The following is a 22,406-nucleotide window of genomic DNA, read 5'->3' on the forward strand; positions in this document are numbered from 1 at the left end:
GCCCTCAGGCGTCCCGTTCGATCGGGCAGGTCATGCAGCGCGGCCCGCCGCGTCCCCGCCCCAGCTCGCTGCCGCGGATCGTGATGACCTCGATCCCGTTCGCGCGCAGGTGGTTGTTGCTCGTCGTGTTGCGCTCGTAGGCGACGACGACGCCCGGCGACAGGGCCAGCACGTTGTTGCCGTCGTCCCACTGCTCGCGCTCCGCGGCGAACACGTCCTGGGAGGGGGTGAGGACCCGCACCTCGTCGATGCCGAGCGCGGCGGCGATCGCCGTGTACATGTCCTCGGGGGGATGGTCGGTGATCTTCAGTTCCTTCTCGGTGTCGCCCGGCTCGACGGTGTGCGACGGCAGCAGGCCCAGCCCGGCGTAGGTGGTGAACACGCCGTGGTCGACCATCGTCATCACGGTGTCCAGGTGCATGAACGCCCGCTTCTGCGGCATCCGCAGCGCCACGATCCGGGTGCAGGAGCCGGCGGCGAACAGCGACCGCGCGAGCATCTCCACCGCCTGCGGCTGCGTCCGCTCGCTCATCCCGACCAGGACGGCGCCGTTGCCGATCACCAGGACGTCGCCGCCCTCCAGCGTCGCCGGCGCCATCTCGGTGCCGCGGTTCCACACGCGGTAGCCGCCCGCTCCGGGAGCGTCGTAGCCGCCGGCGAACATGGGGTGCCACCGGTAGACGGCCTCCATGTTCACCGTCTCGCGCATGCGCGCCTTCTTGCGCATGGCGTTGATCGAGACGCCGTCGTAGATCCAGCAGGACGGGTCGCGGGTGAACAGGTGGTTGGGCAGCGGCGGCAGGACGAACCCGTCCGGCCCGATCGAGTGGAACGCGATGGACGCGGGCGCCGGCATCCGCTCCAGCATCTCCCGCTTGGTGACGCCGCCGACGAGGTACGCGGCCAGGTCGTCCAGGTCCATGGCGTCGAAGCAGTTGCGGATCGCGTCGGTGGCGAGGGGCCCGAACCAGTGCGGGTCGATCACCGAGTCGAGGATGTGCTTGCGCGCCTCGGGGATCTCGACCGTCTCGCGCAGCAGGTCCATCAGCAGGTAGGTCCGCACGCCCCGGGCGCGCAGGACGTCCTCGAACTCCGCGTGCTCCTCTTCGGCGCGCCGCACCCACAGCACGTCGTCGAACAGCAGCCCGGCGGCGTTGGTCGGCGTGAGGCGCTTCAGCGACAGCTCGGGCCGGTGCAGCAGGACGGCCCGCAGCCGCCCGACCTCCGACTCCACCCGGAACGGCATCCCCACCTCCTCGGGACGCGGCCACGCCGCCGCGACGCCCTGGCTCGCCGCAGACCCCCGGCGACAGGCGGTCGATTCCCCCGCTCGCGGGAACGAAACCGGGCCGTTCGCGCAGGGCGGGCGGCGGTCCGGCGCGGCCCCGCGGGCACCGGGCGGCTTTGCCGGATCTTCACCACGGGCACGGGCGGGACCCGGAACGGACCGGTCGGGCCCCGGTTCTAGACTCGTCGGCATGACCACCCCCGGAGACGGCGCCGTCGAGCTGGACGGGCTCGTCAAGCGCTACGGCCCGGTCGCGGCCGTGGACGGCCTGTCGCTCAGCGCCGCCCGGGGCGCCGTCACCGCGCTGCTCGGCCCCAACGGCGCCGGCAAGACCACCACGATCGAGATCTGCGAGGGGTTCCGGCGGGCCGACGCGGGCACCGTCCGCGTCCTCGGCCTCGACCCGGCCGCGGACGGGCGGGCGCTGAAGCCGCGGGTGGGCGTGATGCCGCAGTCCGGGGGCGTGCCGGCGACGGCCCGCGCCGGGGAGTTCCTCGGCCTCGTCGCCTCGTTCCACCAGACCCCGCTGGACCCGCCGGCCCTGCTGGAGCGGCTCGGCCTGTCCGGGCACGCCCGCACCCCGTTCCGCCGCATGTCGGGCGGGCAGCAGCAGCGGCTCTCGCTGGCGGTCGCGGTGGTCGGGCGGCCCGAGCTGGTCTTCCTGGACGAGCCCACCACCGGCCTCGACCCGCAGGCGAGGCGCTCGACCTGGGAGCTGATCGGGGAGCTCCGGGACGCGGGCGTGTCGGTCGTCCTCACCACGCACAACATGGAGGAGGCCGAGCACCTGTCCGACCGCGTCGTCATCGTCGACCACGGCAGGGTCGTCGCCGAGGGCGCGCCGGAGGAGCTGACCGGCGCCGAGCGGCAGCTGCGGTTCCGCGCCCGGCCCGGCCTCGGCCTGGAGGAGCTGCTGTCGGCGCTGCCCGCCGGGTGCGCCGCGAAGGAGTCGCCCGCCGGGCACTACCTGATCGAGGCGGACGTGCGCCCCGAGCTGCTGGCCACCGTCACCGCCTGGTGCGCCTCGCACGGCGTCCTGACCGAGGACCTGCGCATCGAGCGCCGCACGCTGGAGGACGTCTTCCTGGAGCTGACCGGACGGGAGCTGCGCCCGTGACGACCCGGCACGAGGCCGCGCCGCGGGGACCGGCAGCCCTCGACTTCACCCCCGCGCCGGCCGCCGTGCCGCTGCCGCGGATGGTCATGTCGCAGACCCGCTACGAGCTGCGCACGATGCTGCGCAACGGCGAGCAGCTGCTGCTGACGCTGATCATCCCGGTGGTGCTGCTCGTCCTGTTCAGCGCCACCTCGCTGCTGGACCTCGGCGACGGGCGCCGCGTCGACTTCCTCACCCCCGGCGTCCTCGCGCTCGCGGTGATGTCCACGGCGTTCACCGGGCAGGCGATCGGCACCGGGTTCGAGCGGCGCTACGGCGTGCTCAAGCGGCTCGGCGCGACGCCGCTGCCGCGCGGCGGGCTCATCGCCGCCAAGACGCTCACCGTGCTCGCGGTCGAGGCGCTGCAGGCCGCGGTGATCTGCGCGGTGGCGCTGGCGCTCGGCTGGCAGCCGCACGGCGGCCCCCTCCCGGTGCTCGTCCTGCTGCTGCTCGGCACGGCCGCGTTCAGCGGGTTCGGGCTGCTGATGGCCGGGACGCTGCGCGCGGAGGCCACCCTCGCCGCCGCGAACCTCGTCTACGTCCTGCTGCTGGCGGTCGGCGGGGTCGTCTTCCCGCTGGAGGAGTTCCCCGCCCCGGTCCGGGACGCCCTGGAGCTGCTGCCGATCTCAGCGCTCGCCGAGGGGCTGCGCGACGTCCTGCAGGACGGTGCGGCGCTCCCGGCCGGTCCCGTGCTCGTCCTCGCGGTGTGGGCGGTGGCGGGCCTCGCGCTCGCCGCCCGCTTCTTCCGGTGGGAGTAGAGGCCCGGCCGTCCTGGCGCGCCCGGCTCCTCCCGCTCGGCTCGGTGCCGCCGCCCGCGCTGGTCGTCCTCGGGATCATCTCCGTGCAGGTCGGCGCCGGCCTCGCCAAGCACCTGTTCGACCGGCTGCCGCCGAGCGCCGTCGTGTCGATGCGGCTGCTGACGTCCGCGATCGTGCTGGGCTTCCTGGCCCGCAAGGCGCTGCGGACCGTGCTGCGCGACCACTCCCGGTCCAGCCTCGCCGTCGCCGCCTGCTTCGGGCTGGCGCTGGCGCTGATGAACGTGTCCATCTACCAGTCGTTCGCGCGGATCCCGCTGGGCGCGGCCGTCACGATCGAGTTCCTGGGGCCGCTGACGGTGGCGGTCGTCGCGTCGCGCCGCCCGCGGGACGCGCTGTGGGCCGTGCTGGCCGGGGCGGGCGTCGTCCTGCTGGCCAGGGGGGGCACCGAGGGACTGGACCCGGTCGGCATCGCGTTCGCGCTGCTGGCCGGGGTGGGCTGGGCCGCCTACATCCTGCTCACCGCGGCCACCGGCAAGCGCTTCTCCGGGACGACCGGCCTCGCGTTCGCCAGCATCGTCGGGACGGCGGTCGTGCTGCCCGCGGGGGCCGCCTCCGCCGGGACCGCGATGCTGGATCCCGAGCTCCTGCTGATCGGCGTGGGCGTCGGGCTGCTGTCGTCGGTCGTCCCGTACTCGCTGGAGCTGGAGGCGCTGCGGCGCATGCCCGCCCGCGTGTTCGGGATCCTGATGAGCCTGGAGCCGGCCGCCGCCGCGCTGGTCGGGATGCTGCTGCTCGGCGAGTTCCTCACCTTCCGCCAGTGGGTCGCCGTCTGCTGCGTCGTCATCGCCTGCGTGGGCGTGACGCGGGGGCAGCAGAATCCGCCGGAGGCGCCCGAAGCCTGACGGGTGGCGTGAGTGGCAGGGGGATGTGGCAGCGTGGAAGGATCGACACCGCGAGACCGCCGGGACGAACGAGAGGAGCCGCCGTGATCGGCCGGAGCCAGGAGCAGGGGATACCGCCCGAGTTCTTCGAGGCGGGGCCCGCGTCGTTCGTGGACCTCCTGCGCGTCCACTCCCCGGAGCTGCTGCCCGTCAACCGGGTACCGGAGGGAGACGTCCCCGAGTTGCCGCACGGCACCACCGTCCTGGCGCTGACGTTCCCCGGCGGCGTCATGATGGCCGGTGACCGGCGCGCCACCCAGGGCAACCGCATCGCCTACCGCGAGCTGGACAAGGTGCAGCGCGGCGACGAGTACTCTGCGGTCGCGTTCGCCGGGACGGTCGGGCTCGCGCTGGAGATGGTCCGGCTGTTCCAGGTGGAGCTGGAGCACTACGAGAAGATGGAGACCGTCCCGCTGTCGCTGCCGGGCAAGGCCCGCCGGCTCGGCGCCGTCGTCCAGGCCAACCTCGCCCAGGCGCTGCAGGGGCTCGCGGTCGTCCCGCTGTTCGCCGGATACGACCCCGACACCGGCGAGGGCCGCATCTACACCTACGACATCACCGGCGCGCCGCAGGAGGCCCGCGACTTCCACGCGGACGGCTCGGGCTCGCCCTACGCGACGGGCGCGCTGAAGAAGCTGTACCGCCGCGACCTCTCCGAGCGGGACGCCGCGACCGTCTGCGTGCACGCCCTCTACGACGCGGCCGACGACGACTCCGCCACCGGCGGGCCCGACCGGAGCCGGCGCATCTACCCGACGATCGCGGTGGTCACCGCGGACGGCTACCGGCGGCTCCCCCAGGACGAGGTGTCCGCGATCGCCGACGAGGTCCTGCGCGGCCGGATGGACAATCCGGGCGGCCCGCTCGCCCCGCTGCGCTGACCCGCTGCGCTGACCTCGTGCGGCCCGGCCCCGCCGGGCACGGGGAACGTCGGTGGCGGCTCCTAGACTCGGGGCATGGTACGGGCGAACGACGAGGCCGCTGACCTCATCCGGGAACTGGCCGACCTCCTCTCGATCACCGGGGGCGACGCTTTCAAGATCAGGGCGTACGAGAAGGCCGCGCGGGCCATCGCCGGGCATCCCGATGACATCTCCGGCCTCGACCTGGCCGGGCTGCGCAAGATCCCCACGGTGGGCGAGGCGATCGCCAGGAAGGTGCTCGACTACACCGCCACCGGCACCATCCGGCAGGTCGAGGAGCTGCGCACCCAGATCCCCGCCGGGGTCCGGGCCCTGACGGCCATCCCGACCCTCGGTCCGAAGAAGGCCCTCGCCCTGTACGAGGAGCTCGGCGTCTCCTCGGTGGACGAGCTCGCCGCCGCGATCCGCGAGGGCCGCCTGCGCGGCCTCAAGGGCTTCGGCCCGAAGACGGAGGAGAACATCCTCCACGGCATCGAGCTGCTGCGCAGCTCCGGCGAGCGGGTGCTGGTCGATGCCGCCGCCACCGTGGCCGACGAGGTCGTCGCGGCGCTGTCCGCGCTGCCGCAGGTGGAGCGCTGCGAGCACGCGGGCTCCCTGCGCCGGATGCGGGAGACGATCGGCGATGTGGACGTCCTCGCGGCGTCCCGCGACCCGCGGCCGGTGATGGCGGCGTTCACCGCGCTGCCGCTGGTGGCCGAGGTCATCGCGGGCGGCGAGAAGAAGACGTCCGTCCGCACCGCCAAGGGCCTGCAGGTCGACCTGCGCGTCGTCCCGCCCGAGTCGTGGGGCGCCGCGCTGCAGTACTTCACCGGGTCGCAGGCGCACAACATCCGCACCCGGGAGATCGCCGTGAAGGCGGGCCTGAAGCTGTCCGAGTACGGGCTGTTCCACGCCGAGTCGAACGAGCTGATCGTGTCCGAGACCGAGGAGGAGGTCTACGAGCGGCTCGGCCTGCCCTGGATCCACCCGGCGCTCCGCGAGGACACCGGCGAGATCGAGGCGGCCCTGAAGGGCGAACTGCCCCGCCTCGTCACCGTGGCGGACCTGCGCGGCGACCTGCACAGCCACACCGACCTCACCGACGGCGTCGCCTCGTTGGAGGACATGGTCGCCACCGCGCAGGCCCGCGGTCTGGAGTACTACGCGATCACCGACCACGCGCCCGACCTGGTCATGCAGCGGATGACCGACGAGAAGATGCTCGCCCAGCGGCGCCGGGTCGCCGAACTCCAGGCCGAGTACCCCGGCATGACGCTCCTGCACGGCACCGAGCTGAACATCGGCCCGGACGGCGGGGTCGACTGGGACGCCGGCTTCCTGTCCGGGTTCGACATCTGCGTCGCGTCGGTCCACTCGCACTTCACCCAGGACCGGGACGCCATGACCCGGCGCCTCGTCCGGGCCTGCGAGAACCCGCACGTGCACGTGATCGGCCACCCGACCGCCCGCAGCATCGGCCGCCGCGCCCCCGTCGACGCCGACTGGGACGAGGTGTTCCGCTGCGCGGCCCGCACCGGCACCGCCATGGAGGTCGACTCGTTCCCCGACCGGCTGGACCTGCCCGCCGACCTGGTCCGCCGCGCGAAGCGGTTCGGGGTCAAGTTCGCCGTCGACACCGACGCGCACTCCGTCGGCCACCACCGCAACATCCGCTACGGCGTCGGCACCGCGCAGCGCGGCTGGCTGACGCCCGACGACGTCATCAACACCTGGCCGCTGGAGCGCCTGCGCGCCTTCCTCCGCAAAGCCTGACCCGCCACCGGGCCGCTAGACGGGCTGGGGGCTCTGGCTCTGGGCGGAGGGCGCCTCGGGGACAGGCGGCGCGGCGGCGGGCGCCTCGCCTCGGTCGCGGAGCGCGAAGAACAGGCGGATCGCCGCGATCCACATCAGCACCGACCCGAGCATGTGCAGCAGCACGAGGCCCTCGGGGACGCCCAGGAAGTACTGGACGTAGCCGACGACGCCCTGGAAGACGATGAGGGCGGCGAGCTCGTGGGCGCGGCGGCGGGCGGCCGCGGGGGCGCCCGTCCGGTACAGGGCGATGATGACGAGCACCGTCAGGGCGGTGGTCACCCAGGCCAGCGTGCTGTGGACGCGGGCGACGTCGGTGATGTCGAAGCCGTACCGGCGGGACTCGGCGTCCCCGGCGTGCGGGCCGGTGCCGGTGACGACGGTCCCGGCGACGAGCACGGCCGCGCAGGACGCCAGGAGCGCGGCGGTGAGGCGGCGCGTCCACGGGCCGACCAGGCGGCGGGGCGGGGCGTCGCCCTCACCGGCGCGGATCCACAGCGCCACGCAGAAGACCAGCAGGGCGGGCGACACGAGGAAGTGCAGGGAGACGGCCGTGGGGTGCAGCTTCGTCAGCACCACGATCCCGCCGATGATCGCCTGCGCGACGACGCTCATCGGCTGGGCCAGCGCCCACCAGACGAGCTCCTTGCGGCGCGGGCGGAGCCGCAGCGCCGCGATGAACACCAGCAGCCCGGCGGCCAGCACGACGAAGGTGACCAGCCGGTTGCCGAACTCGATCGACATGTTCAGCACGTGGTGCTCGGGGTTGTGCGTCGGGACGAGGCTGTCGCCCGAGCAGCGCGGCCAGTCGGGGCAGCCGAGCCCGGACTTGGTGACGCGGACGGCGCCGCCGCTCACGACGATCAGCACGTTGCCGATGACGCCGAGCAGCGCGATCCGCCGCAGCGACCCGGGCGTCGGGCGCCACACGGCGTTCCACATCCGGGACGGGAGGTCGAAGGACGGTCGCTCTGCCACGGCACCAATCGTATGGCCGGGCCGGAGTGGCCGTGATCCGGCCCCCGGTCACCTCCCGTAGGGACCGGGCGGGCCCGGCGGCGGCAGGAACCCGGACCGGTCCGGCCCCGCCCACGGCGGGCCCCCCGCCCGCCGCGCCCTGGCGCCCGCCTGCGTGCGCAGGAACGCCTGCCTCGACAGCGCCATCAGGCTGAGCAGCGCGTCGCGGCGGGTCGCGAACCAGTTCCGGTCGGCGACGCCGCGGTCGGCGCGCTTGTGCAGCAGCACCAGCTCCGTCGCGGCGAGCTGGTAGTCCGTCATGGCCCGGCCGGCCGCATGGCCGCCGGCGAGCCGGGCCCAGCGGCGCGCGGCGCGGCGCGCCGGGAGGGAGCGCAGCATCCGGATGTCCGTCGGCGTCACCAGTCCCGTCGCGACATAGGCCGGCAGGTAGGTCTCCATGCGGCGCAGGGTGGCGCGGCGCTCGAAGAACACGATGGCCATCAGGGCGACCAGGATGCAGAAGTCCAGCACGTAGACGACGGCCAGGCCGCCGAGCCCGCCGAGCGTGGCGGCGCCGTTCCACAGGCCGTGCAGGACGATCGCGCCCAGCAGCCCGGCGAGCGGCGCGACGAGCTGGCCCCGCCGGTGCGTGGCGGCGTAGGCGACGCCGAGGCCGGTCATCGCGGTGAACAGCGGGTGGCTGAGCGGCGCGATCAGGCCGCGCAGGATGAACACGGCCCCGAGCTGCTCGGTGCCGCCCTCCTCGTACGCCCGCATGTAGTAGGTGATGTTCTCCATCATCGCGAAGCCGAGGCCGACCATCGCGGCGTAGACGATGCCGTCGGCGAAGCCGTCGATCTCGTTGCGGCGGACCCAGAGCATGACGAACAGGGCCGCGCCCTTCAGCGTCTCCTCGATGACGGGGGCGCCGAAGGTCGCGCTGACGACGTGGCCCTCGCTCTCACCGAAGATCGGGACCGTGATGTACAGCAGGCCGGCGGTGTTGAGCACCAGGGCGCCGAGCACGGCGACGCCCGCGCCCCACATGAACGAGAACACCAGGGCACGCGGGGGTTCGGGCTCCAGCCGGTCCAGGGTGAGCGCGAGGGCGATCAGCACGGGGATCGGCACGATGGCGAGCAGCGCGCCGACCCAGAACCCCGGCCCCCCGTAGGCGGCGATGACCGCGAGCGCGATCGCGGCGCAGGCGCCCGACACGGTCATGCCGACGATGAGGGCGACCGGGGGCCTGCCCGGAATCCGTCCCTCCAGCACCGCCTTGGGGTCCACACGCGCCATGCCGCGAAGCGTAACGGTCCGTGACGCGAACCGCTAAGCCGCCGCGGAGGGGATGATCACCTTACGCGGCGGCGTCAGAACAGCAGCGGGTCGACGGCGACGGCGGTGAACAGCAGCGCCAGGTAGACGTTGGAGAGGTGGAAGAACCGCATCGGCCGCAGGTGGACGCCGGTCACCCCGGCGCGGACGGCCTTCAGCAGCCGGTGCCCCTCGGCGACGAAGACCAGGCCGAGGACGACCGCGACGGCGCCGTAGACCGGGCCCATGCCCGCGACGGGCCACAGCAGCAGCGAGCAGGCCACGGTCGCGTACGTGTAGACGAGGCTCTCGGTGATGACGCGGCGCTCGCCCGCGACGACCGGCAGCATCGGGACCTTGGCGATCGCGTAGTCCTCGCGGTAGCGCATCGCGAGCGTCCACGTGTGCGGCGGCGTCCACAGGAACACCACGCCGAACAGGACGAGCGGGGTCCAGGCGAGCCCGCCGGTGACCGCCGCCCAGCCGATGAGGACGGGCATGCACCCGGCGATGCCGCCCCACACCACGTTCTGCGAGGTGCGCCGCTTGAGCAGCAGCGAGTAGACGAAGACGTAGAACAGGATCGCGAACAGCGACCCCGCCGCGGCGACCGGGTTCACGGTGAGCAGGAACCCCGCCGTGGACAGCACCGCCAGCGTGATCCCGAAGATCAGCGCGCGGGCGGGGGTGACCTCGTGGCGGGCCAGCGGGCGCCGCCGGGTACGGCGCATCTTGGCGTCGATGTCGCGGTCGATGTAGCAGTTGATCGCGTTGGCGGCGCCGGCGGACATGGTCCCGAACGCCAGCGTCAGCAGCACGGTGGACAGCGGCGGCACTCCCCCGGCCGCCAGGAACATCACCGGGATGGTGGTGATCAGGAGCAGTTCGATCACGCGCGGCTTGGTCAGCGCCACATAGGCCCGCACGCTCGCGCCGAGCGTCCGCGGAGCGGCGTCCTCCGCCGCGGGCACCGGGACGAGGGCCGCCGGCGGCGCCCCCGGACCCTCGTCGCAGAGATCGTCGAGTCCGACCTCGACCCCGCGCTTGTTACTGAGCACCGTCACAATCGGGTCCACGTTGGCTAGGAATGAGAAATCGCGTACCGCCTCGGCGGCGCCCCCGTGCATCCGGGCCGGCCTCGGCGTGCTGCAACTTCGGCTTGCGTCTTGACTGCCGCGGCCGTGTCGTCAACCGCGCAATCACTGTAGTCCGACCCCTCCGGGTGCCGTGCACCGGGTCGCCGGATCACCCGCGGGATCACCCGTCCGGGGGGTTAGTACCGGAGGCCCACGGGCAAGGGTGCATGAGCGGCGCGACCCCGGCGGCCGCGGCCCCCCGGCAGGGGACCCGGCGGCCGGAGACGTGCGCCCCGCGACCGCGTTTCGCGCCCGCCTGCGGCGGCCCTCCCCCGCGATAGGCTCGCTCAGGGCGCGGCGCGGGCACGCCGGCCGCGGGACGCGGCCGGCCCCACGGGGCCGGCGGAAGACCGGCCGCGCCGCGGGCGGGCCCGGCCCGCGGTACGCCGCGCGCCGGGCGTGCGGCATTGCAGAGTGGACAGTACCAACCGGTTCGAGAGGAGCCTGGCGTTCCGTGAGCAGGGACAACAGCACGTTTGAGTGGTCCGACCAGGATCGGCGGGCGGTGGACGCCGTCCGTGCGCTCGCCATGGACGCGGTCGAGGAAGCGGGCTCCGGGCACCCAGGGACGGCGATGAGCCTCGCGCCCGCCGCCTACCTCCTGTTCCAGCGTTTCCTGCGGCACGACCCGACGGACCCGCACTGGCCCGGCCGCGACAGGTTCGTGCTCTCCTGCGGGCACTCCAGCCTGACCCTCTACATCCAGCTGTACCTGTCGGGTTACCCGATGACGCTGGACGACCTGAAGGCGCTGCGCAAGTGGGGCAGCCTCACCCCGGGCCACCCCGAGCACGGGCACACGGCCGGCGTGGAGACGACCACGGGCCCCCTCGGGCAGGGCCTCGCCAACGCGGTCGGCATGGCGATGGCGGCCCGCCGCGAGCGCGGCCTGTTCGACCCGGACACGCCGCAGGGCGAGTCCCCCTTCGACCACACCGTGTGGGTGTTCGCCTCCGACGGCGACGTCCAGGAGGGCATCAGCCACGAGGCGAGCGCGCTCGCCGGGCACCAGAAGCTCGGCAACCTGATCGTGCTCTGGGACGACAACCGCATCTCGATCGAGGACGACACCGCGATCGCGATGTCGGAGGACGTCCAGGCCCGCTACGCCGCGTACGGCTGGGACGTGCACCGCGTCGACTGGACGGAGGACGGCGACTACGCGGAGAACGTCGCCGCACTCGCCGAGGCGTACGCGGCGGCGCAGGCCGACACGTCCCGCCCGTCGTTCATCGCGCTGCGGACGATCATCGGCTGGCCGGCGCCGAACAAGAAGAACACCGGCGCGATCCACGGCGCCGCCCTCGGCGCGGACGAGGTCGCCGCGACCAAGCGGATCCTCGGCCTGGACCCGGAGCCGTTCCACGTCCCCGACGACGTCCTGGCGCACGCGCGCGAGGTGGCCGGCCGGGGCCGCGCCGACCACGCCGAGTGGAACGAGGCGTTCGCCGCGTGGCGCGAGGCGAACCCCGGGCGCGCGGCCGAGTACGACCGGATCGCGGCCCGCGCGCTGCCGTCCGGCTGGGAGTCCGCGCTGCCCGAGTTCGAGGCCGGCGCCCAGGTCGCGACCCGCAAGGCGTCCGGCGAGGTCCTGGCCGCCCTGGCGCCGGTGCTGCCGGAGCTGTGGGGCGGCTCGGCCGACCTCGCCGGCAGCAACAACACGACGATGAAGGGCGAGCCGTCGTTCGTCCCCGAGGAGTTCCAGACCAAGGAGTTCCCCGGCCACCGCTACGGCCGCACGCTGCACTTCGGCGTCCGCGAGCACGCGATGGGCGCGATCTGCAACGGCATCGCCCTGCACGGCGGGACCCGCCCGTACGCCGGCACGTTCCTGGTCTTCAGCGACTACATGCGCCCGGCGGTGCGGCTGGCGGCGCTGATGAAGCTGCCGGTGACGTTCGTGTGGACGCACGACTCGATCGGCCTCGGCGAGGACGGCCCGACGCACCAGCCGGTCGAGCACCTGTGGTCGCTGCGGGCCATTCCCGGGCTGGACGTCGTCCGCCCGGCCGACGCCAACGAGACGGCCGTCGCGTGGCGGACCGTCCTGCGGCACACCGACCGCCCGGCGGGCATCGCGCTGACCCGGCAGAGCGTGCCGACGTTCGAGCGCGGCGGCGAGCTGGCGTCCGCGGAGGGCGTCGCCAAGGGCGGCTACGTGCTGGCCGACGCCGATGGCGGCCGGCCCGAGGTGATCATCATCGCGACCGGCAGCGAGGTGGCGATCGCCCTGGAGGCCCGGACGGCGCTGCAGGCCGAGGGCACCCCCACCCGCGTGGTGTCGATGCCGTGCGTGGAGTGGTTCGAGGAGCAGTCCGACGCCTACCGGCAGGAGGTCCTGCCGCCCGGGGTGCACGCCCGCGTGTCGGTGGAGGCCGGGGTCGCGCTCGGCTGGCGCGCCTACGTCGGCGACACCGGCGAGTCGGTGAGCCTGGAGCACTTCGGCGCGTCCGCCGACTACAAGACGCTGTACCTGCAGTTCGGCATCACCCCCGAGCGGGTCGTCGCGGCGGCCAAGGCGAGCCTGATCAGGGCCGGGGTCCGCAACGCCGGGCGCGGCGACACGACCGGCAACTGAAGACGCGACGAGGAGGAGACGATGAGTGAGATCCTGAAGCGGCTGTCGGACGAGGGCGTCTCGATCTGGCTGGACGACATCAGCCGCGAGCGGCTGCGGACCGGCAACCTCGCGGAGCTCGTCAAGGACAAGCACGTCGTGGGCGTCACGTCCAACCCGACGATCTTCGCCAAGGCGCTGAGCCAGGGCACCGCCTACGACGACCAGGTCCGCGACCTCGCGGTCCGCGGGGTCGACGTCGAGGAGGCGGCCCGCGCGATCACCACCTACGACATCCGGTGGGGCTGCGACGTGCTGCGCCCGGTGTACGACCGCACCGACGGGCTGGACGGCCGCGTCTCGCTGGAGGTCGACCCGCGGCTCGCCGGCGACACCGAGCGCACCGTCGCCGAGGCCCGCGCGCTGTGGTGGCTGGTGGACCGGCCGAACCTGTTCATCAAGATCCCGGCCACGGAGGCGGGGCTGCCGGCGATCACCGCGGCGCTGGCCGAGGGCATCAGCGTGAACGTGACGCTGATCTTCTCGCTGGAGCGCTACGGCAAGGTCATCGACGCGTTCTTCGCGGGGCTGGAGAAGGCCCGGGAGAACGGCCACGACCTCTCGAAGATCGCCTCGGTGGCGTCGTTCTTCGTGAGCCGCGTCGACACCGAGATCGACAAGCGGCTCGACAAGACCGGCTCCGGCGAGGCGAAGGCGCTGCGCTCCAAGGCGGCCCTCGCCAACGCGCGGCTCGCGTACGCCCTGTACGAGGAGAAGTTCGGCACCGACCGGTGGAAGGCGCTCAAGGACGCGGGGGCCCGGCCGCAGCGTCCGCTGTGGGCGTCCACCGGCGTGAAGGACCCCGACCTCAGCGACACCCTCTACGTGGACGAGCTGGTCGCGCCCGGCACGGTCAACACGATGCCGGAGGCGACGCTGGTGGCGGTCGCCGACCACGGCCAGATCAGCGGCGACACCGTCCGGGGCACCTACGACGACGCCCGCGCCCACATGGCCGCCCTGAAGGACGCCGGCGTCGACTACGACGACGTCGTGCGGGTCCTTGAGGAGGAGGGCGTCGAGAAGTTCGCGGTGTCGTGGAAGGAGATGCTCGACTCGATCCGCGGCGAGCTGGAGTCCAAGGGGGCCGGCGCGTGACCTCGGTGGTGACCGCCGGGGGGATCTCGGTCACCATCCGCGGCCCGGTGCTCGACGCGAGCGAGACGGTCCTCGACCGGCTCGTCTCCGACGGCGTGCCGGGCTCGCTGGCGTCGCGCAACGCCAAGCTGTGGGGCCCCGACGCGGCCCCGCTCGCCGCCCGCCGCCTCGGCTGGCTGGAGCTGCCGGAGACCTCGCGGTCGCTGGCGGACCTGCTGGCCGGGCCGGCGGGCGAGGCCCGCGACCGCGGGCTCGACCGCGTCGTCCTGGCGGGGGCGGGGGGCGCCGCGGTCGCCGCCGAGGCGATGTACCGCACCGCCTTCGGGTCCGGGGAGGCGCCGGCGGAGCTGGTCGTCCTCGACACCACCGACCCGCACGAGGTGTCGGGCGTCCTCGCCGGCGACCCGCACCGGACGATCGTCGTCGTGGTGGACGGGAGCACCGAGGCCGAGTCGCTGCACCGCGTCTTCGGCCGCGCGTTCGACGAGGCCGGGCTGGACGGCGCGCAACTGGCGCACCGGTTCGTCGTCGTGGCGGAGGAGGGCTCCGCGCTCGCGGAGGCCGCCGCCGAGGCGGGGCACCACCTCGTGCCCGCCGAACCCGACGTCGACGGGCGCTTCGGCGCGCTCGGCGCACGGGCGCTGGTCCCGGCGGCGCTCGCGGGCGTCGACGTGTCCGCGCTGCTGGACGAGGCGTCCCGGCTGATGGCGGTGCTCCGGCAGCCCTACGACAATCCGGCCCTGGCGCTGGGAGCGGTGCTGGCCTCGTCCGCGCTCGGCGACCGGGACAAGCTCGTGATCGCCGACCACGGCTCGGGCCTGCACGGCTTCGCCGGCTGGGCGGAGCAGCTGGTCGGCGGCGCGCTGGGCAAGGACGGCAAGGGGCTGCTGCCGGTCGTGGTGGAGGGCGTGGACGCGCCGGGCTTCGAGCTCACCGACGACCTGCGCCGCGTCATCCTGGGCAGCCGCCCGGACGAGCCCGGTCCCGGGCGCGAGGCCGGGGTGAGCGTCGCGGGCCCGCTCGGCGCGCAGTTCCTGCTGTGGGAGTACGCTGCGGCCGTCGCCGCCCGGGTGCTGGGCGTCGATCCGTTCGGCGAGCCGGACACCGCCCAGTCGGCGGAGAGCACCGGCGCGTTGCTGCGCTCAGAGGAGGGCACCGCGCCCACGGTCGTGCGGAGGCCGCCGGAGCTGGTCTCCGGGGCGGTGGAGGTGCACGCCGGCGCGGAGGATGCGCTGCGCGGCGCGCAGACCCTGACCGAGGCGCTCGAGATCGTGCTGGAGAGCGTGCCGGACGGCGGGTACCTCGCCGTCCTGGCCTACCTGGACCGCCGCGGCGACGCGGCGGCGGCCGGGCTGCGGCCGCTGCTGGCGGCGCGGGCCGCCAAGGCCCGCAGGCATCCGGTGCCGGTCACGTTCGGCTGGGGGCCGCGCTACCTGCACACGGTCGGCCAGTACCACAAGGGCGGACCCCGGAACGGGGCGTTCCTCCAGGTCACCGGGGCCGTCACCGATGACGTCCCGGTGCCGGGGCGGCCGTACTCCCTCGGGGAGCTGCAGCTCGCGCAGGCGTTCGGCGATCTGCGGGTGGTCCGGGCTCTGGGGGCCCCCGCCTTCCGGATCCACCTGCGCGACCGCGCGGACGGACTCGCCCAGCTCACCGAGGCGCTCGCCTGACTCCGTGTTCGCCCGGCGCGGTGTTCGCGGCGCGAAGAAGATCGTAGGAGAGGTCGCCAATGTCCATTCTCTCCTGAAACGATGGGGGCCGGGAGGGATCGGTGTCCGGATTCGACGTATTGACGCGCGGCGACGTGCTGGACTCGGCGCTGCAGGCGAGGGACTACCTCGTGGGCTGCGGCGTCCCCGGCGCGCTCGCCGCCAAGGACCCGCGGCTGTGGGGGCGGCGCGCGGTCGACCACAGCAGGCTGGGCTGGCTCGACCTGCCGTTCGCCTCCCGCGGGCTGCTGACCCAGGTGGACGGCATGGTCGCCGAGGCGCGCCAGTCGGGCCTCGACCACATCGTGCTGATCGGCGTCGGGGCGGAGAGCCTCGCCGCCCAGGCGATCATGGAGGCGCACGCGGCCTCGGTCACCGCCGGGGCGCCGGAGCGCGGCGCCGGGGACCGGCCCACCGGTGAGCTGACCGTCCTCGACGGCGGCGACACCGCGGCGCTCGCGTTCGCGATGGAGCGGCTCGACCGGACGCTGGTCGTGCTGGCCAGCAAGGCGGGCGTGTCCCTGGAGGGCGACGCCTACCGGCGGATCTTCGCGGCCGCGTTCCGCGAGCGGGGCATGCCGGAGCGGGAGATCGCGAGCCGGTTCCTGGTCATCACCGACCACGGGAGCCCGCTGCACGACTTCGCCCGGCAGTGCGGGTACCGGATCGGCCTCACCGACCCGTACCTGCCGGGGCACTACGGCGCGCTGTCGGCGTACGGGCTCGTCCCGGCGGTGCTGGCGGGCGCCGACGCGGAACGGCTGCTGGACGAGGCGGCGTCGCTGGTGCCGTCGCTCGGCAAGGACGAGGACAACCCGGGCCTGCTGCTCGGAGCGGTCCTCGGCGGCTGCGCGCAGCAGGGCGCGGGCGGCCCGGCCCGCAACAAGGTGCTGCTGCGCGAGCCCGGCGGGCCGGGCGCGCTGAGCGGCTGGATCTCCCAGCTCCTCGCGGTCGGCACCGGCAAGCGGGGCCGCGGCGTGCTGGCGTTCGAGCCGCCGGGCGGGCGCGGCGACTTCCCCGACGTGCACGGCGTGTCGATCAACCCGCGGTCGGCGGCGCAGGACGAGTCCGACACCTCGGTGTGGGCGCCGCTCGGCGCGCAGTTCCTGCTGTGGGAGTACGCGACGGCGGTCGCCGGGTGGCTGCTCGGGGTGAACCCGTTCGAGCCGGGCAGCACCGTCGTCCAGGAGTCCGAGGACGACGCCGCGACGCTGCTGCGGACGGCGGGCGCCGGGCCGCTCACCGCGGAGCGGCCGGTGTACGTGGAGGACGGCATCGAGGTGCACGCCGACTTCCCGTGGCCGCCGGGCGCGAAGCTGCAGACCGTCCTCGGCGGGCTGGTCGCCTCGGTGCCCAACGACGGCTACCTGTCGGTCATGACGTACCTGTCGGGCGACTTCTCCGGCCGGTACCTCGCGCCGTCGATGGCGCGCGCGTCCGGGCGTCCCGTCGCCTACGGGCCCGGGCCGGGCTACCCGCACGCGACGGGTCCGGTGCACAAGGACGGGCCGGGCAACGGCGCGTTCCTCATCGTCACCGGCGACCCGGCACCGGGCGACGTCCTCGCCACGCAGCCCGTCCCCGGCCGCCCGTACAGCCTGGCGCAGCTGCAGCTCGCGCGGGCCCTCGCCGAGCTGCGGGCGCTGCGCGAGCGCAGGCTGCCGGTGATCCGGCTGCACCTGCAGGACCCGGTGGAGGGCGCCGGCAGGCTCACCGAGGCGATGCGGGCGGTGGCGGGAGCGCGCCGGACGTGACGTTCACCGCCGCCTCCCCGGGGGAGACGGTCTGCACCGCCCGCGGGCCGCTGCGGGCGGGCGTACCGGCACGGCACGCCAGGACAAGAGGGCAGGATGCTTGAAGGGGTAGTACGACAGGGCGCCGCGGCGCCGGAGCACGCGCGATCGAAGGGGGCCACGTGACCGACCCAGCCAACCCGCTCCGCGACCCGCGGGACAAGCGCCTCCCCCGGGTGGCCGGGCCGTGCGTGCTCGTGCTCTTCGGCGTGACCGGCGACCTGTCCCGCAAGAAGCTGCTGCCGGCGATCTACGACCTGGCGAACCGGGGGCTGCTGCCGCCCGGCTTCGCGCTGGTCGGCTTCGCCCGCCGCGAATGGGACCACCAGGACTTCCGGGAGATCGCCCACGAGGCGGTGAAGGAGCACGCGCGGACCCCGTTCCGCGAGGACGTGTGGCGGCACCTGTCGGAGGGGATGCACTTCGTCCCCGGCACGTTCGACGATCCGGGCGCGTTCGACGCGCTCACGATGGCGGTCAAGGAGCTGGACGCGACCCGCGGCACGGGCGGCAACTACGCGTTCTACCTGTCGATCCCGCCGAAGTTCTTCCCGAAGGTGGTGGAGCAGCTGCAGCGGTGCGGCCTCGCCGACCGCACCCCCGACTCGTGGCGCCGGGTCGTCATCGAGAAGCCGTTCGGGCACGACCTGAAGTCGGCGGTGGAGCTGAACGACACCGTGCACCGCGTCTTCCCCGAGGAGTCGATCTTCCGGATCGACCACTACCTCGGCAAGGAGACGGTGCAGAACATCCTGGCGATGCGGTTCGCCAACACGATGTTCGAGCCGATCTGGAACCGCTCGTTCGTGGACCACGTGCAGATCACCATGGCCGAGGACATCGGCATCGGCGGCCGGGCCGGGTACTACGACGGGATCGGCGCGGCCCGCGACGTCATCCAGAACCACCTGCTGCAGCTGCTGGCGCTGACGGCGATGGAGGAGCCGACGTCGTTCAGCGCCGAGGCCGTCCGCGCCGAGAAGGCCAAGATCCTCTCCTCGGTGCGGGTGTCGGGCGACATGGCCACCGCCACCGCGCGCGGGCAGTACGCGGCGGGCTGGCAGGGCGGCGTGAACGTCCGCGGCTACCTGGAGGAGGACGGCATCCCCGCCGACTCCCGCACCGAGACCTACGCCGCGGTCAAGCTGCAGATCGACAACCGCCGCTGGGCGGGCGTCCCGTTCTACCTGCGCACCGGCAAGCGGCTGAGCCGCCGGGTGACGGAGGTGGCGATGGTGTTCCAGAAGGCGCCGCACCTGCCGTTCCACGAGACCGACACCGAGGAGCTCGGGCAGAACGCCCTGGTGATGCGGGTCCAGCCGGACGAGGGCATCACGGTGCGGTTCGGCTCGAAGGTGCCGGGCACCTCGATGGAGATACGCGACGTCAACATGGACTTCGCCTACGGCGAGTCGTTCACCGAGACCTCCCCCGAGGCGTACGAGCGGCTGCTGCTGGACGTCCTGATCGGCGACCCGCCGCTGTTCCCGCGCCAGGAGGAGGTCGAGCTGTCCTGGAAGATCCTCGACCCGATCGAGGAGTACTGGGCGGGCCGCGGCGGCGTCGACCAGTACAAGTCCGGCGGCTACGGCCCGGCCTGCGCCGACGAGCTCATGGCTCGCGACGGGCGCGCCTGGCGGCGGCTCTAGAGAAGACGGGGGCTTCGGATGAACATCGACCTCACCGGCACCACCACCCGCAAGATCCAGGACGCGCTGACGCAGTCGCGGCACCTGATGGGCGGGCCCGCCGTGGGCATGGTGCTGACCATGATCATCGTGACCGACGAGTCGGCGCAGTACGACGCGGTGCGCGCGGCGACGGAGGCGGCCCGCGAGCACCCCTGCCGGGTGCTGACCGTGATCTCGCGGGACCCGCGCGGCGGCTCGTCCCGGCTGGACGCCGAGATCCGGATGGGCGAGACCGGGCCGGGCGAGACCGTGCTGCTGCGCATGTACGGGCCGCTCGCCGAGCACGCCGACTCGGTCGTCGTGCCGCTGCTGATGCCGGACACGCCCGTGGTGACGTGGTGGCCGGGCGGCAAGGTGCCGAAGGTCCCGGGCAGGGACCCGCTCGGGACGCTGGCGCAGCGGCGGGTGACCGACTCCTACGCGGCCCGCGACCGGCTCGGCACCCTCGCGCAGCTCGCCGAGGGGTACCGGCCGGGCGACACCGACTTCGCGTGGACGCGGCTGACGTCGTGGCGGTCGCTGCTGGCCGCCGCGCTCGACCAGAAGCACGACGAGATCCTCGCCGGCGAGGTCGAGGCCGAGCCGGACAGCCCGAGCGCGGAGCTGCTGGCGGCGTGGCTGTCGGTCCGGCTGGGCGTCCCGATCGGCCGGACGGTCTCGGAGGGCCCCGGCCTCACCGGCGCGCGGCTGGTCACCGCCGGCGGCGACATCAAGATCCACCGGCCCGACGGGCGGGTGGCGACGCTGTGCCGTCCCGGCCAGCCGGACCGGCAGGTGTCGCTGGTGCGGCGCCCGATGGCCGAGCTGCTGGCCGAGGAGCTGCGGCGGCTCGACCCGGACGAGGTGTACCACGAGGCCGCCGTCCGGTTCGCGAAGGACCTCGCGGGCGGGACGCGGGAGGGCGTGGCGAAGGATCCGCTGTCGGCGACGGCGGAGGCGGCGCAGACGCGCCCCGCCAAGGAGGCCGTCAAGGAGGCCGCCGAGCAGGACGCGGAGAAGGACACGGAGGACGCCGCCGGGCACGAGGCCGGCGCGGGCGGGGAGGACCGGTCATGAGCGTCCCCGAGGTCCTCCTCCACCGCGACCAGGGCGTGCTCGCCGAGGCGGCCGCGGCGCGGCTGGTCACCCGGATCGCCGACGCCCAGGCGGCGCGCGGCACGGCGTCGGTCGTGCTGACCGGCGGCGGCGTCGGCACGGCGGTGCTGGCCGCGCTGGGCGCCGGTGCGGCGCGCGACGCGGTCGACTGGGCGCGCCTGGACGTCTGGTGGGGCGACGAGCGTTTCCTGCCGGCCGGCGACCCGGAGCGCAACGAGACCGGCGCCCGGGAGGCGCTGCTCGACCGCGTCCCGCTGGATCCGGCGCGGGTGCATCCGATGCCGGCCGCAGACGGGCCGGACGGCGCCGACCCGGAGGCCGCGGCGGCCCGGTACGCCGACGAGCTGCTGTTCGCGGCGCATCCTGGGGCGGCGCCCAGGTCGGCGTTCGCGGTCCCCGCGTTCGACGTGCTGATGCTGGGCGTGGGCCCTGACGCGCACGTGGCGTCGCTGTTCCCGGGGCAGCCGGCGGTGGCGGAGGAGCGGCGGGCAGCGGTGGCCGTCCACGACGCACCGAAGCCGCCGCCGACGCGGATCACGCTGACGTTCCCGGTGCTGCGGGCGGCGCGGGAGGTGTGGGTGCTGGCCGCGGGCGAGTCGAAGGCGGACGCCGTCCGGCTCGGGCTGTCGGGGGCGGATCCGGCGCAGGCGCCGGTCGCGGCGGCCCGCGGCCGGGAGCGGACGCTGTTCCTGCTGGACACGGCCGCGGCGTCGCGCCTCCCCGCCGGGTGACCGGCTCACCGCGCCCCTGACCCGCCTTGGCGGAAACCCTGCTCCGCCTTGGGGGGACCGAAACAGTACCGGCGCTCCCGCATGCCTTCCGTGAAACCGCGCATACCCTGACCATGAGGTTGCCCGCGTCGAGCGTGAGGAGTTCGCGAGTGCTCAAGGGTCGGACCGGGACGAGGATCGCGGCGGTCATCGGGGCGGCGGTCATCGCGGCCGCCGGCTGCTCGTCCGGCGGCGACGGCGACGGCGGCGGAGCGGGCGGGGGCGGCGGCAAGGGCTCGGACGCGGTGACGCTGTCCATCACGCCCGCGACCGGTGCCCAGCAGGTCGCGCCGGAGAAGCCCGTCACCGTCAAGGCGGAGAACGGCAGGCTGACGGACGTCACCCTCACCCACGGCAAGAAGAACGAGAAGGCCGAGGGCACGCTCGCGCAGGACGGCACGTCGTGGAAGTCGGCGTGGTCGCTGAAGCCGTCCACGACGTACACGGTCACCGCCAAGGGCACCGGCGGCGACGGCGAGGAGGTCACCGAGACCTCCACGTTCACGACGCTGAAGCCCCGGGCGAAGCTGGAGAGCGGGATGTCGCCGCTGGACGGGGAGACCGTCGGCGTGGGCATGCCGGTCCAGCTGCTGCTGTCCAGGCCGGTGAGCACGAAGGCGGGCAAGGTCGCGGTGGAGAAGTCCCTGGAGATCCAGATGTCGCAGCCGGTCCAGGGCGCCTGGTACTGGATGAGCGACAAGGAGGTCCAGTTCCGGCCGCGCGAGTACTGGCCGACCGGGCAGAAGGTGAAGGTCACCGCGCATCTCGCCGGCGTGAAGATCGCCGACGGCGTGTACGGGGTCGCGGACCGCAGCGCGAGCTTCACGGTCGGCGAGAAGCACGTCACCACGGTGGACGCGCGCAAGCACCGCGCGACGGTGACCGAGAACGGCGAGACCCTGAAGAACATCAAGGTCAGCCTCGGCAAGCCGGGCCACGAGAGCTACAGCGGGACGATGATCGTCCAGGAGAAGGCGAAGGACATCATCATGGACTCGGCGACCACCGGCAACCCGGGCGAGTACCGGATCCCGACGAAGTGGAACGTCCGCCTCACCTACAGCGGCGTCTTCGTCCACTCGGCGCCGTGGTCGACCGCCTCGCAGGGCAGCGACAACGTCAGCCACGGGTGCGTCAACATGTCGCCGGGGAACGCGAAGTGGTTCTACGACTTCTCCAAGCGGGGCGACATCGTGAAGGTGACGGGGACGTCCCGCGAGCTGCGGTTCGGGAACGGCCCGACGCCGTGGGCGAAGTCCTGGGAGGACTGGCTGGCGGGCGGCGCGATCGGCGAGCCGGTCACCGGCACCCCGCTGACCTGACCGTTCGCGGCGGCCGCCCCGGTGCCGCGTGCGGCGGCACG

At 73.9% G+C, this 22,406-nt stretch carries 17 protein-coding genes; 13 read left to right on the plus strand and 4 right to left on the minus strand.

Annotated features, from left to right (window positions below; all coding sequences use genetic code 11):
• Positions 1 to 4: 4 nt before the first annotated feature.
• Positions 5 to 1,246: an arginine deiminase gene (locus tag E1200_RS03760; RefSeq protein WP_131950363.1), complete on the minus strand. Its 1,242-nt coding sequence runs from the start codon at positions 1,244 to 1,246 to the stop codon at positions 5 to 7.
• Positions 1,247 to 1,478: 232 nt separating this feature from the next.
• On the opposite strand from E1200_RS03760, the gene E1200_RS03765 reads away from it, so the two are divergent.
• From E1200_RS03765 to polX, 5 genes are all read left to right on the plus strand, one after another.
• Positions 1,479 to 2,405 (plus strand): ABC transporter ATP-binding protein, encoded by a 927-nt coding sequence (locus E1200_RS03765; RefSeq protein ID WP_131950364.1) that lies wholly within the window; start codon positions 1,479 to 1,481, stop codon positions 2,403 to 2,405.
• Positions 2,406 to 2,485: 80 nt separating this feature from the next.
• Complete coding sequence (locus E1200_RS03770; protein ID WP_131950406.1) at positions 2,486 to 3,202, plus strand: ABC transporter permease; 717 nt, start codon at positions 2,486 to 2,488, stop codon at positions 3,200 to 3,202.
• On the plus strand, positions 3,193 to 4,104 hold the full coding sequence (locus E1200_RS03775) for an EamA family transporter (protein WP_131950365.1): 912 nt from the start codon (positions 3,193 to 3,195) through the stop codon (positions 4,102 to 4,104). Before E1200_RS03770 ends, E1200_RS03775 begins: the two co-directional genes overlap by 10 nt.
• Before the next feature lie 83 nt (positions 4,105 to 4,187).
• Complete coding sequence (gene prcB, locus E1200_RS03780) at positions 4,188 to 5,024, plus strand: proteasome subunit beta (protein WP_131950366.1); 837 nt, start codon at positions 4,188 to 4,190, stop codon at positions 5,022 to 5,024.
• Positions 5,025 to 5,099: 75 nt separating this feature from the next.
• Positions 5,100 to 6,818: a DNA polymerase/3'-5' exonuclease PolX gene (gene polX, locus E1200_RS03785; RefSeq protein WP_131950367.1), complete on the plus strand. Its 1,719-nt coding sequence runs from the start codon at positions 5,100 to 5,102 to the stop codon at positions 6,816 to 6,818.
• Between the two features lie 15 nt (positions 6,819 to 6,833).
• Here the strand turns inward: polX and E1200_RS03790 are convergent, their stop codons facing one another.
• The 3 genes from E1200_RS03790 to E1200_RS03800 all read right to left on the minus strand — a co-directional run bounded on the left by E1200_RS03790 (position 6,834) and on the right by E1200_RS03800 (position 10,102).
• Positions 6,834 to 7,835: a COX15/CtaA family protein gene (locus E1200_RS03790; RefSeq protein WP_243708325.1), complete on the minus strand. Its 1,002-nt coding sequence runs from the start codon at positions 7,833 to 7,835 to the stop codon at positions 6,834 to 6,836.
• Positions 7,836 to 7,883: 48 nt separating this feature from the next.
• On the minus strand, positions 7,884 to 9,113 hold the full coding sequence (locus tag E1200_RS03795; RefSeq protein WP_131950368.1) for a PrsW family intramembrane metalloprotease: 1,230 nt from the start codon (positions 9,111 to 9,113) through the stop codon (positions 7,884 to 7,886).
• A gap of 74 nt (positions 9,114 to 9,187) precedes the next feature.
• Entirely contained in the window at positions 9,188 to 10,102 is a 915-nt protein-coding gene (locus E1200_RS03800; RefSeq protein WP_165950189.1) for a heme o synthase, read from the minus strand.
• Between the two features lie 619 nt (positions 10,103 to 10,721).
• Here E1200_RS03800 and tkt point away from each other — a divergent pair.
• From tkt to E1200_RS03840, 8 genes are all read left to right on the plus strand, one after another.
• Positions 10,722 to 12,845, plus strand: coding sequence for a transketolase (tkt, locus tag E1200_RS03805; protein WP_131950370.1), 2,124 nt, complete (start codon positions 10,722 to 10,724; stop codon positions 12,843 to 12,845).
• A gap of 21 nt (positions 12,846 to 12,866) precedes the next feature.
• Positions 12,867 to 13,982, plus strand: coding sequence for a transaldolase (gene tal, locus E1200_RS03810; protein ID WP_131950371.1), 1,116 nt, complete (start codon positions 12,867 to 12,869; stop codon positions 13,980 to 13,982).
• Positions 13,979 to 15,655: a glucose-6-phosphate isomerase gene (locus E1200_RS03815; RefSeq protein ID WP_131950372.1), complete on the plus strand. Its 1,677-nt coding sequence runs from the start codon at positions 13,979 to 13,981 to the stop codon at positions 15,653 to 15,655. The genes tal and E1200_RS03815 overlap by 4 nt, the downstream gene beginning before the upstream one ends.
• Positions 15,656 to 15,756: 101 nt before the next feature.
• Positions 15,757 to 17,448 (plus strand): phosphoheptose isomerase, encoded by a 1,692-nt coding sequence (locus tag E1200_RS03820; RefSeq protein WP_131950373.1) that lies wholly within the window; start codon positions 15,757 to 15,759, stop codon positions 17,446 to 17,448.
• 161 nt (positions 17,449 to 17,609) lie between these two features.
• The gene (gene zwf / locus E1200_RS03825; RefSeq protein ID WP_131950374.1) at positions 17,610 to 19,136 is read left to right on the plus strand and encodes a glucose-6-phosphate dehydrogenase; all 1,527 of its coding nucleotides are present in this window, start codon (positions 17,610 to 17,612) and stop codon (positions 19,134 to 19,136) included.
• Positions 19,137 to 19,154: 18 nt separating this feature from the next.
• Complete coding sequence (locus E1200_RS03830; RefSeq protein ID WP_131950375.1) at positions 19,155 to 20,234, plus strand: glucose-6-phosphate dehydrogenase assembly protein OpcA; 1,080 nt, start codon at positions 19,155 to 19,157, stop codon at positions 20,232 to 20,234.
• Positions 20,231 to 21,004, plus strand: a complete 774-nt coding sequence (pgl, locus tag E1200_RS03835; protein WP_131950376.1) for a 6-phosphogluconolactonase — start codon at positions 20,231 to 20,233, stop codon at positions 21,002 to 21,004. The genes E1200_RS03830 and pgl overlap by 4 nt, the downstream gene beginning before the upstream one ends.
• A 149-nt stretch (positions 21,005 to 21,153) precedes the next feature.
• On the plus strand, positions 21,154 to 22,365 hold the full coding sequence (locus E1200_RS03840) for an Ig-like domain-containing protein (RefSeq protein WP_243708326.1): 1,212 nt from the start codon (positions 21,154 to 21,156) through the stop codon (positions 22,363 to 22,365).
• The last annotated feature ends 41 nt before the right edge of the window (positions 22,366 to 22,406 follow it).

The sequence above is a fragment of the Actinomadura sp. GC306 genome (genome assembly GCF_004348665.1).
Taxonomy (GTDB): Bacteria; Actinomycetota; Actinomycetes; order Streptosporangiales; family Streptosporangiaceae; genus Spirillospora.

Excerpts from the sequence above, each read along its gene's own strand:
- E1200_RS03760 (WP_131950363.1), bottom strand. The coding sequence starts at position 1,246 with ATGCCGTTCCGGGTGGAGTCGGAGGTCGGGCGGCTGCGGGCCGTCCTG.
- E1200_RS03765 (WP_131950364.1), top strand. The coding sequence starts at position 1,479 with ATGACCACCCCCGGAGACGGCGCCGTCGAGCTGGACGGGCTCGTCAAG.
- E1200_RS03770 (WP_131950406.1), top strand. The coding sequence starts at position 2,486 with ATGGTCATGTCGCAGACCCGCTACGAGCTGCGCACGATGCTGCGCAAC.
- polX (WP_131950367.1), top strand. The coding sequence starts at position 5,100 with ATGGTACGGGCGAACGACGAGGCCGCTGACCTCATCCGGGAACTGGCC.
- E1200_RS03795 (WP_131950368.1), bottom strand. The coding sequence starts at position 9,113 with ATGGCGCGTGTGGACCCCAAGGCGGTGCTGGAGGGACGGATTCCGGGC.
- tal (WP_131950371.1), top strand. The coding sequence starts at position 12,867 with ATGAGTGAGATCCTGAAGCGGCTGTCGGACGAGGGCGTCTCGATCTGG.
- E1200_RS03830 (WP_131950375.1), top strand. The coding sequence starts at position 19,155 with ATGAACATCGACCTCACCGGCACCACCACCCGCAAGATCCAGGACGCG.
- pgl (WP_131950376.1), top strand. The coding sequence starts at position 20,231 with ATGAGCGTCCCCGAGGTCCTCCTCCACCGCGACCAGGGCGTGCTCGCC.